Source organism: Mesorhizobium kowhaii (genome assembly GCF_042431665.1).
Classification (GTDB): domain Bacteria; phylum Pseudomonadota; class Alphaproteobacteria; order Rhizobiales; family Rhizobiaceae; genus Mesorhizobium; species Mesorhizobium kowhaii.
This window is the reverse complement of the sequence record NZ_JBHLYT010000030.1, coordinates 114203-127655: the sequence shown is the minus strand read 5'-3', so window position 1 is coordinate 127655 and position 13453 is coordinate 114203. Positions and strand designations below refer to the sequence as shown.

The following is a 13453-nucleotide window of genomic DNA, read 5'->3' as shown; positions in this document are numbered from 1 at the left end:
ATTGAGCCGAATGCAGCGGCATTTTTGTGGCAAAAATGCTCCGCGCCGCCACATTGCGGTGGCGGGACATGGTTTAGAGGCTGCGACCCATTGCCAGGTATTTCTCGCGGCGCTGCTCGCGGAAGTCGGTATTGGCGCCGGAAAACTCCTTCATCGTCTTGGCGATGAGGTCGCCGGTCGCGGCAATCACGGTTTCGGCGCCACGATGCGCGCCGCCCAGCGGCTCGGGGATGATGGCGTCGATGATCTTCAGCTCCAGAAGATCCTGCGCGGTGATCTTCATGTTGGTCGCCGCGTCCTTCGATCTTGTCGTGTCGCGCCACAGGATCGAAGCGGCGCCCTCCGGCGAGATCACCGAATAGATGGCGTGTTCGAGCATGTAGACGCGGTTGGCGGTGGCAATCGCAATGGCGCCGCCCGAGCCGCCTTCGCCGATAACCACCGAGATCGACGGCACTTTCAGGCCAAGGCAGGCCGAGGTCGAGCGGGCAATCGCTTCCGCCTGGCCGCGTTCCTCCGCCCCGACGCCGGGATAGGCGCCTGCGGTGTCAACCAGCGTCAGCAGCGGGATATTGAAGCGGTCGGCGAGTTCCATCAGCCGCACCGCCTTGCGATAGCCTTCCGGTCGCACCGAGCCGAAATTGTGCTTCAGCCGGCTGGTCGTGTCGGAGCCCTTTTCCTGGCCGATGATGGCCACGGGCTCGCCGCGGAAGCGGGCGAAACCGCCGACGATCGCCTGGTCCTCGCCGAAATTGCGGTCACCGGCCAGCGGCGTGAAATCGTTGAACAGGCCCTTGATGTAGTCGACGCAATGCGGCCTGTCGGGATGGCGCGCCACCTGCACCTTCTGCCACGGCGTCAGCGCCTTGTAGGCGTCGCGCAGCGCATCGCGGGAGCGCTTCTCGAGACGGCTGATCTCGTCGCCGACATCGACCGCCTCGCCATTCTCGGCAAGCTTCTTCAGCTCGAGGATCTTGCCCTCGAGGTCCTGCACAGGCTTTTCGAAATCGAGGTAATTGTACATGCGTGAGCGGACCGATACGTCGGAAGGCGAGGAACGGCAGAACCCTGAAATCCAAGGCTCCGGGCGGTGGAATGTCGTCCTCACATAGCGATATGAGGCCTAGTCGGCAAGCGGATGATGATCGTTGACCAGCCGCACCAGCCGCTCTTCCAGCACATGCGTGTAAATCTGTGTCGTCGATATGTCGGCATGGCCGAGCAACTGCTGCACGGCCCTGAGATCGGCGCCGTTCTGCAGGAGATGGCTGGCGAAAGCATGGCGCAGCACATGCGGCGAGATCTTCGCCGAGGCGATGCCGGCCCTTGCCGCCAGTCCTTTCAGGTCGCGGGCAAAGACCTGGCGCGAGAGATAGCCGCTGTCCGAGGCGGCCGGAAACAGAAACGGACTGTCGGCGAAGGCCGGCACCTTGGCGCGGGCGGCAAGCCAGCTCCGCATCGCCGTACGCGCCTTGGTCGACAGCGGCACCATGCGCTCCTTGTCACCCTTGCCGCGCACCATGAAGAAGCGGTCGTCGCGCTGCGCCACCGTCACCGGCAGGCCGACCAGTTCGGAAACGCGCAGGCCGGTGGCATAAAGCACCTCGACCAGCGCATGCAGGCGCTGCGCCGCCAGCCACTCGCTGTTGCCAAGCGCGGCATCGTTGCCGAGCCTGGGATCGCCGGCCTCAAGTGCTGCGCGGTCGATCAGCCGGCCGGTGTCGGCCTCGCTCATCGTCTTCGGCAGCGGGCGGCCCTTTTTCGGGCTGTCCAGCGTGCCGGTCGGGTCATCTGCGCGTAGGCCCTCGGCGTAGAGGAATTTGAAGAACTGGCGGATCGCCGACAGTTTGCGCGCCTGCGACGTCGCGGCAAAGCCGCGCGCGGCGATGTCGTCCAGATAGGCGCGGATATCGGCGGCGGCGGCACTGGCAAGCGCGCCACCGATCGCGTCCGAAGCGTCTTCGAGGTCACGGCGATAGGAGGACAGCGTGTTCTCGGCGGCACCCCGCTCGGCGCTCATCATTTCCAGGAAGGCTTCGATGCGGGCGGCGCTGTTCATTCGGGGTTTTTCTTGGCGGGCTTTTTCTTGGCAGGGCTTTTCCTGGCAGCGATCAGCTTTTCTTGGGGTTGAGCTTTTCGGGAGGGATGCGCACGCTCATTTCAGCCTTCTTGGGCTCGACGAACATCACCAGCGCGAACATCGTACCATAGGCAATGCCGGCCAGAATCGCGAGGATCACGACAAAGCGAAACAGTGTCGGCATCAATTTTCGCCCGTCTTCTTGTTCTGCGTTTCCAAACCCTGTGCCCTTATGGGACGCCATTCCGGCCAATTCAAGGAAGAAGCTGAGGTTTGTGAGCACCTTCTGATGCAGTCCGGCCAGCCCATATCGGGCTCAGGCTGCTCGCCACGCTTGACGCAAACGGGCTTTTCATGTCGATACGCCGGCAAAGAGGACCCTCGAAGTATCTGATGAACGCGCTGCCAGTAAATCCTCCAGACGAGAACCACGCCGCGCTGCTTGGCCGGCTGGGCAGCCGTTCCGTCGTCTTTGTCGGGTTGATGGGCGCCGGCAAGACGGCGATCGGCCGCAAGGTGGCGACGATGCTGGCGCTGCCCTTCATCGACAGCGACCAGGAGATCGAAAGCGTCTCGCGCATGACCGTTCCGGAGCTGTTCGAGCGGTATGGCGAGACCGAGTTCAGGGCTCTGGAGCAACGCGTCATCCTGCGCGTGCTGGAGAACGGCCCGCAGGTGCTGTCGACCGGCGGCGGCGCCTTCATGAACGCGCAGACGCGCGAGGCCATCGCAGGCCATGGCGTGTCGGTGTGGCTGAAGGCCGAGATCGACCTTCTGATGGACCGCGTCTCCAAGAAGCAGAACCGCCCGCTCCTGAAAAGTGCCGACCCCCGCGCCGTGCTCGAGCGGCTGATGGGCGAGCGCTATCCGGTCTACGCGACATCAGACGTCACCGTGCCGACCCGCGACGACCGCAAGGAGGTCATCGCGACCGAGGTGGTGGATGCGCTTTGCCGGCATTTCGGCATTGATGAGACTGCCCCTACAGGCGAGGTACGATCGTGAGCGCAGATCAGCCAGTCACGGTCGAAGTCGGCCTTGGCGACCGGGCCTACGACATCCTGATCGGCTCCGGTCTGTTGTCGCGCGCCGGTACCGAGATTTCGCGCCGCCTGCCGGGTACACGCGCCGCTGTCATCACCGACGCCAATGTCGCGGCAGCGCATCTCGATGCGCTGAAGGACGGTCTCGAAAAGAGCGACATCCAGCCCGCTGTCATCACACTGCCGCCCGGCGAGAAGACCAAGAGCTTCGCCCATCTCGAAGAGGTGGTCGACGGTGTGCTGGCCGCCAGGCTGGAACGCGGCGACATCGTCATCGCCTTTGGCGGCGGCGTCATCGGCGACCTTGCCGGCTTTGCCGCCGGCATCGTGCGCCGCGGCATGAATTTCGTGCAGATACCGACCTCATTGCTGGCGCAGGTCGATTCCTCGGTCGGCGGCAAGACCGGCATCAACAGTGCGCGCGGCAAGAACCTGGTCGGCGTCTTCCATCAGCCGAAGCTGGTGCTGGCCGATACCGAAGTGCTCGACACGCTGCCGATCCGCGAATTCCGAGCCGGCTATGCCGAGCTCGCCAAATATGGCCTCATCGACCGGCCGGCGTTTTTCGCCTGGCTGGAAGAGAACTGGGCCCGAGTGTTTGCCGGCGGGCCGGAGAGGGCGCAGGCCATTGCCGAAGCCTGCCGCGCCAAGGCCGATGTGGTCGCCCGCGACGAGTTCGAGACCGGCGACCGCGCGCTGCTCAATCTCGGCCACACTTTCGGCCACGCGCTGGAAGCCGCCACCCAGTATGACGGAACCCGGCTCGTCCATGGCGAGGGTGTCGCCATCGGCATGGCGCTGGCGCACCGGTTCTCATCGCGGCTCAACCTCGCCAGCCCCGACGATGCGGCGCGCGTCGAGGCGCATCTGCGTGCCGTCGGCCTGCCGTGGCGGATGGCCGACATTCCTGGTGATTTGCCCGATGCCGAGGCGCTGCTTTCCTTCATCGCCCAGGACAAGAAGGTGTCGCGGGGTGCGCTGACTTTCATCCTGACGCGCGGCATCGGCCAGGCCTTCATCGCCAAGGACGTGCCGGCTTCGGAAGTGCTGTCGTTCCTGAAGGAGAGCCATCCGGGCGAGCAGGAAAGCCGGCCGGGCCAGCAGAAGAGCCGGCCGAGCCAGCAGAAGAGCCGGCCGAGATGACCAACGAGACCGGCTGGATCGTCGTTGCTGTCCTTGCCGTCCTCATTCTGCTGGCCGTTGCCTTGCGCACGCGCCTGCTTGCCGCTTTCGGCTATGAACTGTCGCGCATCGAGCCGCAGCGCTCGAGCCAGGACGAGTTGCGCGGCGCGGTCGACGATTTCCGCCGCGACGGCCAGGTGGTGCGCGAGGATCGCGATCGCGTCGGCGGCCTGTTCGATCTCGCCGAACTCGAAGTGTCCGACATCATGGTCCACCGCACCAACATGCGCTCGGTCAATGCCGACAATGCGCCGGAAGCGGTGGTGCGCGAGATCCTGCAGAGCCCGCACACCCGCATGCCGCTGTGGAAGGGCTCGCTCGACAACATTGTCGGCGTGCTGCACGCCAAGGACCTGTTGCGGGCGCTCAACGACGTCGGCAACGACTTTTCCAAGATCGACGTGATGAAGATCGCCTCGAAACCGTGGTTCGTGCCCGACACCACGACCTTGCAGGAACAGCTCAACGCCTTCCTGCGCCGCAAGGCGCATTTCGCCGTCGTCGTCGATGAATATGGCGAGGTCGAAGGGCTGGTGACGCTGGAGGACATCATCGAGGAGATCGTCGGCGAGATCGCCGACGAGCACGATGTCGACATCCAGGGCGTCAAGCAGGAGGCGGACGGTTCCGTCGTCGTCGACGGCACGGTGCCGATCCGCGACCTGAACCGGGCGCTCGACTGGAACCTGCCGGATGAGGAGGCGACCACTATTGCCGGCCTCGTCATTCACGAGACGCAGTCGATTCCCGAGGAAAAACAGGCGTTTACTTTCCATGGCAAACGCTTCGTCGTGATGAAGCGCGACAAGAACCGGATCGCCCGGCTGAGAATAAGGCCAGCCGGCGACGCTTAGGGCGTGTCGCGTTGAAACGAATTCAGGCGACGTGCTTCAAGCCCCTGTTTTGATGCATGTCGCCCAAGACCGGTGCGCACTTTTTGACGCCATGAGAACCAGCGCAACTACGGAGCCTCATTCTGCGATCTGGCTCGTCGAGCGTTCGTGGATCGTCGCGTCCGTTTCAGCGTCGACGGCCGCCAAGCTGACCTCATAACCCCAAAGCCTGCGGATGTGACGAAGCGTGGCGTCGCGGCTGGCATCCTCGAGAAGGACTCCGTCATTGACCTTGTGCTGCAGTCGCAAATGCCGGTCGCCGAGCAGATCGACATCCACCACCTGGATGTCCGGTCGGTTCGCGCCGACGTCGTAGCTGTGAGCGAGCGCGGCGCGTATCTTGTCATAGCCGCGCTCGTTGTGGATCGAGGCGACCTGGCAATGCGGTTGGTCGGCGGCGTCGCCGAGCACAAAGAACCGCCATTTTCGGATCAAGGTCGGACTGAGGTACTGGCGGATAAAGGACTCGTCGCGGTGATCCGCCCAGGCGTCGAGCAGGACCTCGCGCCAGTTGCCGCGGCCGGCGATGTCGGGAAACCAGTCCCGGTCCTCGGCCGTCGGCTCGGTCGAGATGCGCTGAATGTCCTGCATCATATCGAGGCCGAGAGCGTAGGGATTGATACCGGAAAAGCGCGGATCGTCGAACGCCGGCTGGAAGACCACGTTGGAATGATTGCGCAGGATTTCGAGCATGGCGCCTTCGCTGATCTGGCCGCGATCGAACAGCGTGTTCATCAGCGTATAGTGGACGAAAGTGGCGCAGCCCTCGTTCATCACCTGTGTTTGCCGTTGTGGATAAAAATATTGTGCTATGACACGAACGATCCTGATGATCTCACGCTGCCAAGGCTCCAGGACCAGGCTGTTCTTTTCCAGGAAATAAAGCAGGTTTTCCTCGGGCAGGTTGAGCGATTTCTTCCGCTCCGGGTTTTGTCCCTTGTCGTTGGCCCTTTGCTGCGACGGCGGCAGCGTGCGCCACAAATCATTGTAGGAGTGCTCTTCGTATTCGAGGCGCTCGCGAAGCCCTTCGCGCTGCCGCTCCGACGACAGCTTCGGCGGCCGGTGATAGCGGAACACGCCCTGCGCCATCAGCGCGTGGGCGGAATCGAGAACAGCCTCGACGGCGGTGAGGCCGTGCCGCTCCTCGCAACGGACAATGTAGCCCTTGGCGAAGTCCAGATAGCCGAGGATCGCCCCGGCGTCCGTCCACTGCTTGAACAACTGATTGTTCTTAAAGAAATGGTTGTGTCCGAGCGCAGCATGGGCCGTCACCAAGGCTTGCAGGGCCATGGTGTTTTCCTCCATCAGATAGACGATGCAGGGATTGGAATTGATGACCAGTTCATAGGCAAGCCCTCGCCCGCCTTTGCGATAAAGCAGATCCTGGTAGAGGAAATGTTTGCCGAAAGACCAGTGACGGTACATCAGTGGCATGCCGACCGACGAATAGGCGTCGAGCATCTGTTGGGAGGAGATGATCTCCATCTGCACGGGGTAGGTATCGAGATGAAGCTCTTCAACCGCGATTGCCTCGATCGCGTCATAGGCCCGTGACAATGTCTTGAAATCCCAGTCGGACCCTGAAAAAAGCAGGCTGGATTTACTGGCTTGTCGGACCATCGGACCCCCTCACGCTCTCTTGAGGGGAGCCGGCTGTCTGCCGAAGAGCTGGCGAAAGACCGGGTAGATATCGGCGGGCGTGGCGATGCGGCTCATCTGGAAGTTCGGCCATCTCAGGTCGATTTCGCAATAGGCACGCCATAGCGATGTCCCGTTTTCAGTCGTGCCGAAGATATGGGCTTCACGCTCGTCGATGATCTCGACATAGGCAAAATACTGGCACAGCCGCATGAGCTTGCCGTTGAGCAAGGCTATGCATCGCTCGGAATCGCCGGCGAAATTGTCGCCGTCCGAGGCCTGGGCGGCATAGATGTTCCATTCGCGGGCCGGGTAACGTTCCTCAATAATGCGATGCATTTCCTCCAGCGCGGTGGACACGACAGTGCCGCCGCTTTGCGTGTTGTAGAAAAATGTTTCCTCATCGACCTCCTGGGCCAGGTGCGTGTGGCGGATGAAGACGATCTCGATACGGTCGTAGCGCCGTTTCAAGAACAGATGCAGCAGCACGAAGAAGCGCTTGGCCAGATCCTTTTCGCGCTCGCCCATCGAGCCGGACACATCCATCAGGCAGAACATGACGGCGTTGACGTTCGGCACAGGCCGAGGATCGAAGCGGTTGAAGCGGATGTCGACCGGATCGACATAGGCAATTCGCCGGCGGCGGCGTTCCAGCCGGTCGAGCTCTTCGCGCAATGCCGCAATGCGCTGGCGTGCAGCTGCGCTGGATGGCACCACCTCAAGCGTAGCGATTTCCTGGAGGATCGCGTCCAACTCCGCCTGCTTAGGACGCCTCAGCGCAATGCGGCGGCCGTGGCTGTTACGCATCGTGCGCCCAACATTGATGTTGGTCGGTGAACCGGTAGCGGCGAAGCCAGCCCGGCGCGGCTTGAAGGCAAGGATCTCCTTGAGGTTGAGCTTGACCATATCTGGGAGTTCGAGATCCTCGAAAAAAAGATCGAGCACCTCTTCGCGTGACAGCACGAAACGAAAGTCGTCTTCAGACGCCGTGTTTCCCGGGGACCCCGCGCCACCACCCTGGCCGGGCTTGGGGATCAGGTCTCCAGGGGAGAAATGCCTGTTGCCCGGCAGGATGTGCTGGCGCCTGCCGCTGTTCCAGGCGTTGTTGAAGCTCGGCTCGCCTGTGCCTCTTTCAGGCATGGGTACGGCATGCTCGGCATCCACGTCGGCGATACTGCCGGTGCGGATCTGATCGCTTATGCTCCGCTTCAGCTCCTCGCGCGCACGCCTGAGAAAGCGCTGGCGATTGCCGAGGCTCTTGTCCTTTGGATTCAGGCGACGGTCGATGAAGATCGGCATGGAACCATCCGGGCTCTCTCAACCCGCCTTGTTCACTCGCATGTACCAGTCCACAAGGCGACGCACCTGCCGCTGGGTGTAGCCGCGCTCGACCATCCGCTGCACGAATTCATTGTGGCGTTTTTCCGTGACGCTGTCCTGCTTGGAACCGAAGCTGATCACCGGCAAGAGATCCTCGACCTGTCCGAACATCCGCTTCTCGATGACTTCGCGGAGCTTTTCATAACTCGTCCATGACGGGTTGCGGTCGTGGTTTCTTGCGCGCGCCCGCAACGTGAACTTCACCACCTCGTTGCGGAAGTCCTTAGGATTGGCGATGCCGGCCGGTTTTTCGACCTGCGACAATTCCTTGTCCAATACCTCGCGATTGAGAACCTGGCCGGTGTCGGGATCCTTGTAGTCCTGATCCTCGATCCAGGCATCGGCATAGGCGATGTAACGGTCGAAGAGGTTCTGGCCATACTCGCTGTACGATTCCAGATAGGCCTTCTGGATTTCGTGGCCGATGAACTCGGCATAGCGCGTTGCCAGTTCCGACTTGATGAACTCGAGATAGGCAGCTTCCGTCTCCTTTGGAAACTGCTCGCGCTTGATCGCCTCTTCCAGGATGTACATCAGATGCACGGGATCGGCAGCCACCTCCTTCGTGTCGTAGTTGAAGGTCTGCGACAGGATCTTGAAGGCGAAGCGCGTGCTGACGCCCCTCATGCCCTCATCGACCCCGGCGGCATCGCGATATTCCTGAACCGACTTCGCCTTGGGGTCGACGTCCTTCAGGTTCTCGCCGTCATAGGCGCGCATCTTGGTGTAGAGTGGCGAATTGTCATGCTCGGCCAGGCGGGTCGAGACGGTGAACCGGCTGAGAATGTCCAGCACCTCGGGCGCGCAGGGACTGGCGGCCAATTCGCTCTCCCGCAGCAGCTTTTCGTAAATCTGCCTCTCTTCGGTGATCCGCAAACAATAGGGCACCTTGACCACGAGGATGCGATCGAGAAAGGCCTCATTATTCTTGTTGTTCTTGAACTGCTGCCACTCCGACTCGTTGGAATGGGCCACGATGATCCCCTGGTAGGGAAAGGCGCCGAAATTTTCGGTGCCGTTGTAGCTGCCCTCCTGGGTCGCGGTCAGCAACGGATGCAGGACCTTGATGGGCGCCTTGAACATTTCCACGAATTCAAGCAGGCCCTGGGTGGTCCGGTTCAGTCCGCCGCTATAGGAATAGGCGTCCGGATCGGACTGGCTGAAATTTTCCAACTGTCTGATATCGACCTTGCCGACCAGGGCCGAGACGTCCTGATTGTTCTCATCGCCGGGCTCGGTCTTGGCGATGCCGATCTGGCGCAATCGCGAAGGCATCAGCTTGACCACGCTGAACTTGGAAATGTCGCCGGACAGTTCGTCGAGGCGCTTGGCCGCCCATGGCGAGATGAGCCCGTTCAGCCGGCGTCGGGCTATGCCGTATTTATCCTGCAGCAGGTCGCCCATGCGATCGGGATGGAAGAGGCCAAGCGGCGATTCGAAAACCGGGCTGACCTGGTTACCGACCTTCAGCGTGTAGATCGGGCGCTGCTCCATCAATTTCTTCAGCCGTTCGGCAAGGGAGGATTTGCCGCCGCCAACCGGGCCTAGGAGATAGAGTATCTGCTTGCGCTCCTCGAGCCCCTGGGAAGCGTAGCGAAAATAGCCGGCGATGCGCTCGATTGTGTCCTCCATGCCATAGAAATCTGCAAAGGTGGGGTACACCTTGACGGTCCGGTTGGAGAAGATGCGGCCGAGTCGTTCATCCTTGCTGGTGTCGACCAGGTTCGGCTCGCCGATCGCCTCGACCATCCGTTCAGGCGCCGAGGCATACATCGATCTGTCCTCTCGGCAGGCAAGGAGATATTGCTGGATGCTGATCTCCTCCTGCGCAGCACCCGTGTAGATTTCCGAAAACAGATCGAAGACGTCAGACTGGTTCTCTCGCATGATATCCTTGCCCTCAGAGCCGTTCTGGGTACCAGACGGCTCGTCATAGATTCAACTGCTGGAAAGCATTGTGGTTCCCTTCACATGAAGGAGAGCGCGTGCATCTGGCATTGAAACCCGGGACACCACCCATGTGGCTGGAATGCTTGCCCAAATACTTAGGTGGTGATGGCCAGATGAGACCGTCAAGGGGTAGATATTGATTTCGTGAACTGAACTGCAGGGCAGTGCATTTGATGCGGCCTGATGCTGCGACAGTTGCGACCCGATGCGAGTTCGACGAAGCCCGGTTGATCCGGCCTCCTCTACAGCGGATGAGCCCCCCAAAAGCTCGAGTGCCATTCGAGGTTCGGATCGATGATCGATCGTCGAGCCAGACCTCTGGGTATTACCAATCCTTAACTGGACGCTCGTTGCGCCTGCGGGCACTGTTGGCCTACACGGTCGGGAGACCATGATGATCGATCGACGAAGCCTCATTCTGGCCTCCGTGGCGGCGATGCTGCCATTGGGAGCATCGGCGGCTCGGCGCCCGCGCCAACCCGCGCCAAAAACCTTCGATTACGGGCCGGCCAAGCTCGACATCTATGCGCCCGATGGTGCAACCGGCCTGCCGGTCGTCTTTTTCGTCCATGGTGGCACCTGGCAGTTTGGCAAACGCAGCCAGGTCAACGCCAAGCCGGCCTTCCTGCTCGCCAACGGCTTCTGCTTCGTCTCCATCGACTATCGCATGTTGCCCGAGGCCGACGTCGCCACCCAGGCCGGCGATGTCGAAAAGGCCTATGCCTATGTGCGCGCCAACATCGCCCGGCATGGCGGCGACCCGAACCGCATTGTCGGCATGGGCCATTCGGCCGGCTGCCATCTGATTGCACTGACCGGCATGCGCGGTGGATTGCCTGGTGTCGCAGCACTCATCCTCGACGATACCAGGGCCTATGATCTTGCAGCCCTTTCCAGCAATGGCGGCATGGTCCGGGCCTATGCGCGTGTCTTTTCCGATCCCACGCAATGGGCTGCGCTGTCGCCCGCCAGTTACGTCGACGGCCGCAAGCATCCGCCGACCTTCATCGCCTATTCGCGCGCCGCGGGCCGTGGCGAGGAGTCGAAGGCCTTTGCCGCGCGCCTGCGCGCCACCGGCACCAAGGTCACAGTGTTCGACGGCAGCGCCTATACGCATATGTCGATCAATCGCGATTTCGGCGAAGATGGCGACGCGCTGACCGCCGCCGCGCTGGCGTTCCTGAAATCGACCGTCAGCTGACCCCTGACCCCGACGAGGCACAGGCGTCAGAGGAACTGGATCAGATCAAAAGTGCTGGCGGGATATTGCTGCGCGGGCGTCTGCCGGTGCAATTGCTCTTTTCGATCGTCAAACGGGAGAGAATTTCATGAACGGCGCCGATGTCCTGTGTGACGTGCTGCTGGCCAATGATGTGACGGTCTGCTTTGCCAACCCCGGCACGTCCGAAATGCACTTCGTTGCAGCGCTTGACCGGAAACCTCAGATGCGTTGCGTGCTCGGCCTGTTCGAGGGCGTGGTGACCGGTGCCGCCGACGGCTATGCGCGGATGACCGATCGCCCGGCCGCGACGCTGCTGCATACCGGCCCCGGCTTGGCCAACGGCCTGGCCAACATGCACAATGCGCGGCGCGCCCTGAGCCCGATGATCAACATTGTCGGCGACCACGCTTCCTATCATCTGTCGCTCGATGCTCCGCTCACCAGCGATATCGAGAGCCTTGCGACGCCAATGTCGAACTGGGTGCGCCGCATCGCTGGCCCAGACGATGTCGCGCCGGCGACCGAGGCGGCCTACCGCGCTTCGCTGACGCCTCCAGGCGTAACTACCCTGATCCTGCCGGCGGATGCCGCCTGGGGCGAAGTCGGCGCGGCCTCAGTCGGCAAGGTGAAGCTGGCATCGCCGCCCGCCGTCAACATGGACGCCGTGCGCACAGTCGCCGCGGCGATCCGCGCCGCTCCGGGTCGGGCCGGCATCATCGTTCGCGGGCGAGCGGCGAGAGCGGATGCACTCGCCATCGCCGGGCAGATCTCGACAGGCAGCGATGTCCGTCTGTTCAGCGAGGTTCTGACCGCCCGGATGCAGCGTGGCCGCGGACGTGTCGCGCCGATACGCATCCCCTATCCGGTCGATGCCGCCACGGCTGTGCTGCGGGATATCGACGTTCTGGTCCTGGTCGGCGCGAAGGAGCCGGTTGCCTTCTTCGCCTATCCGGGAAAGCCGGGACGGCTGGTTCGGGAGGGCTGCCAGGTGCTGACGCTGGCCACCCATGGCGAGAATCTCAATGCGGCGCTGGAAGCACTCCGCGACGAACTCGGCGTCAAGCCGTCGCAACAGACGGTGTTCGCGACCGCCTTTCCCGACGAGGCAACGCCGAGCGGAAAACTGACCGAGGATGCGATCGCGCTGTCGGTGGCGCGAAAGCTGCCGGCCGATGCGATCATCTGCGACGAAGCGGTTACCTCGGCGCGGCGTTTCTTCGCGCTATCGGCCTTCGCCGCTCCTCACGACTACATGATGGGCACGGGCGGATCGATCGGCGGAGGCATTCCGATGGCAACCGGGGCTGCGATCGCCTGTCCCGATCGCAAGGTGATCAATCTGGAGGCCGACGGCAGCGGCATGTACACGGTGCAGGGGCTGTGGACACAGGCTAGGGAAAAGCTCGACGTGGTGACGATCGTCTTTTCCAACCGAACCTATGCGATCCTGCATGGCGAGATGCGCAATGTCGGTGTTGGCGCCATCGGCGAGAACGCCAGGCGAATGCTCGATCTCGACCATCCGTCGCTGGACTGGGTTTGCCTGGCCAAAGGCATGGGCGTGGAGGCGGCTCGCGCCGACACCTGCGAGCGGTTCGACGCGCTGCTGGACAGCACCTTGTCGCGGCGCGGACCGTTTCTTATCGAAGCGGTGCTCTGAGCACAGCCAAGGCGGAACCGACCTACCAGCGGGTCTTTTCGCCGGGAGCCGCCGGTTCGATCGCCAGCGCATGCACGCCGGCCTTCAGTTCGTCGGCAAGCAGTTCGTTGACGGCGCGGTGGCGGTCGATGCGGCTCATGCCGGCAAAGGCGGAAGAGACGACGCGGACGCGAAAATGCGTCTCGCCGGTGCCGTCATAGGCGCCATGATGGTCGGAACCATGGTGGTGATGGCCGGCATGGAGATGGCTTTCGTTGATGATGACCAGCCGGTCGGGCGAAAATGCCTTGTTGAGCTTGTCTTCCATGGTCGCCTGTATGGACATCGCCGTCTCCCTTCACCACATATGGCCGGTGCATTGCCCGCGAAACCGCAATCGGTCGTCGCAAAAGTCGCTACCGCGCA

General features: G+C 62.3%; 12 protein-coding genes. 5 read left to right on the top strand and 7 right to left on the bottom strand.

Annotation, left to right across the window (positions count from 1 at the left end):
- Positions 1 to 73 precede the first annotated feature (73 nt).
- From ACFFNA_RS18045 to ACFFNA_RS18035, 3 genes are all read right to left on the bottom strand, one after another.
- Positions 74 to 1024 (bottom strand): acetyl-CoA carboxylase carboxyltransferase subunit alpha, encoded by a 951-nt coding sequence (locus tag ACFFNA_RS18045; RefSeq protein ID WP_111544312.1) that lies wholly within the window; start codon positions 1022 to 1024, stop codon positions 74 to 76.
- 99 nt (positions 1025 to 1123) lie between these two features.
- On the bottom strand, positions 1124 to 2059 hold the full coding sequence (locus tag ACFFNA_RS18040) for a site-specific tyrosine recombinase XerD (protein WP_378920375.1): 936 nt from the start codon (positions 2057 to 2059) through the stop codon (positions 1124 to 1126).
- A gap of 52 nt (positions 2060 to 2111) precedes the next feature.
- Complete coding sequence (locus tag ACFFNA_RS18035; protein ID WP_378920599.1) at positions 2112 to 2264, bottom strand: histidine kinase; 153 nt, start codon at positions 2262 to 2264, stop codon at positions 2112 to 2114.
- Between the two features lie 209 nt (positions 2265 to 2473).
- On the opposite strand from ACFFNA_RS18035, the gene ACFFNA_RS18030 reads away from it, so the two are divergent.
- Genes ACFFNA_RS18030 through ACFFNA_RS18020 form a run of 3 tightly spaced genes read left to right on the top strand, consistent with a single transcriptional unit; the run spans position 2474 to position 5159 of the window.
- On the top strand, positions 2474 to 3085 hold the full coding sequence (locus tag ACFFNA_RS18030; protein WP_378920372.1) for a shikimate kinase: 612 nt from the start codon (positions 2474 to 2476) through the stop codon (positions 3083 to 3085).
- On the top strand, positions 3082 to 4266 hold the full coding sequence (aroB, locus tag ACFFNA_RS18025; protein ID WP_378920370.1) for a 3-dehydroquinate synthase: 1185 nt from the start codon (positions 3082 to 3084) through the stop codon (positions 4264 to 4266). The genes ACFFNA_RS18030 and aroB overlap by 4 nt, the downstream gene beginning before the upstream one ends.
- Positions 4263 to 5159: an HlyC/CorC family transporter gene (locus ACFFNA_RS18020; RefSeq protein ID WP_111544307.1), complete on the top strand. Its 897-nt coding sequence runs from the start codon at positions 4263 to 4265 to the stop codon at positions 5157 to 5159. The genes aroB and ACFFNA_RS18020 overlap by 4 nt, the downstream gene beginning before the upstream one ends.
- 117 nt (positions 5160 to 5276) lie before the next feature.
- Here ACFFNA_RS18020 and ACFFNA_RS18015 read toward each other — a convergent pair whose 3' ends face one another.
- The 3 genes from ACFFNA_RS18015 to ACFFNA_RS18005 are packed head-to-tail and all read right to left on the bottom strand — an operon-like array spanning position 5277 to position 10103.
- Entirely contained in the window at positions 5277 to 6818 is a 1542-nt protein-coding gene (locus tag ACFFNA_RS18015) for a SpoVR family protein (protein ID WP_111544306.1), read from the bottom strand.
- Between the two features lie 9 nt (positions 6819 to 6827).
- Complete coding sequence (locus tag ACFFNA_RS18010; RefSeq protein WP_111544305.1) at positions 6828 to 8135, bottom strand: YeaH/YhbH family protein; 1308 nt, start codon at positions 8133 to 8135, stop codon at positions 6828 to 6830.
- An 18-nt stretch (positions 8136 to 8153) separates the two neighbouring features.
- Positions 8154 to 10103, bottom strand: coding sequence for a PrkA family serine protein kinase (locus ACFFNA_RS18005; RefSeq protein ID WP_111544304.1), 1950 nt, complete (start codon positions 10101 to 10103; stop codon positions 8154 to 8156).
- A gap of 457 nt (positions 10104 to 10560) precedes the next feature.
- Between ACFFNA_RS18005 and ACFFNA_RS18000 the strand changes: the two genes are divergently transcribed.
- Both ACFFNA_RS18000 and ACFFNA_RS17995 read left to right on the top strand, forming a co-directional pair.
- Positions 10561 to 11367 (top strand): alpha/beta hydrolase, encoded by an 807-nt coding sequence (locus tag ACFFNA_RS18000; protein ID WP_378920367.1) that lies wholly within the window; start codon positions 10561 to 10563, stop codon positions 11365 to 11367.
- A gap of 127 nt (positions 11368 to 11494) precedes the next feature.
- Positions 11495 to 13048: an acetolactate synthase large subunit gene (locus ACFFNA_RS17995; RefSeq protein WP_378920365.1), complete on the top strand. Its 1554-nt coding sequence runs from the start codon at positions 11495 to 11497 to the stop codon at positions 13046 to 13048.
- 22 nt (positions 13049 to 13070) lie between these two features.
- Here ACFFNA_RS17995 and ACFFNA_RS17990 read toward each other — a convergent pair whose 3' ends face one another.
- The gene (locus tag ACFFNA_RS17990; protein WP_095084914.1) at positions 13071 to 13373 is read right to left on the bottom strand and encodes a BolA family protein; all 303 of its coding nucleotides are present in this window, start codon (positions 13371 to 13373) and stop codon (positions 13071 to 13073) included.
- Positions 13374 to 13453 lie beyond the last annotated feature (80 nt).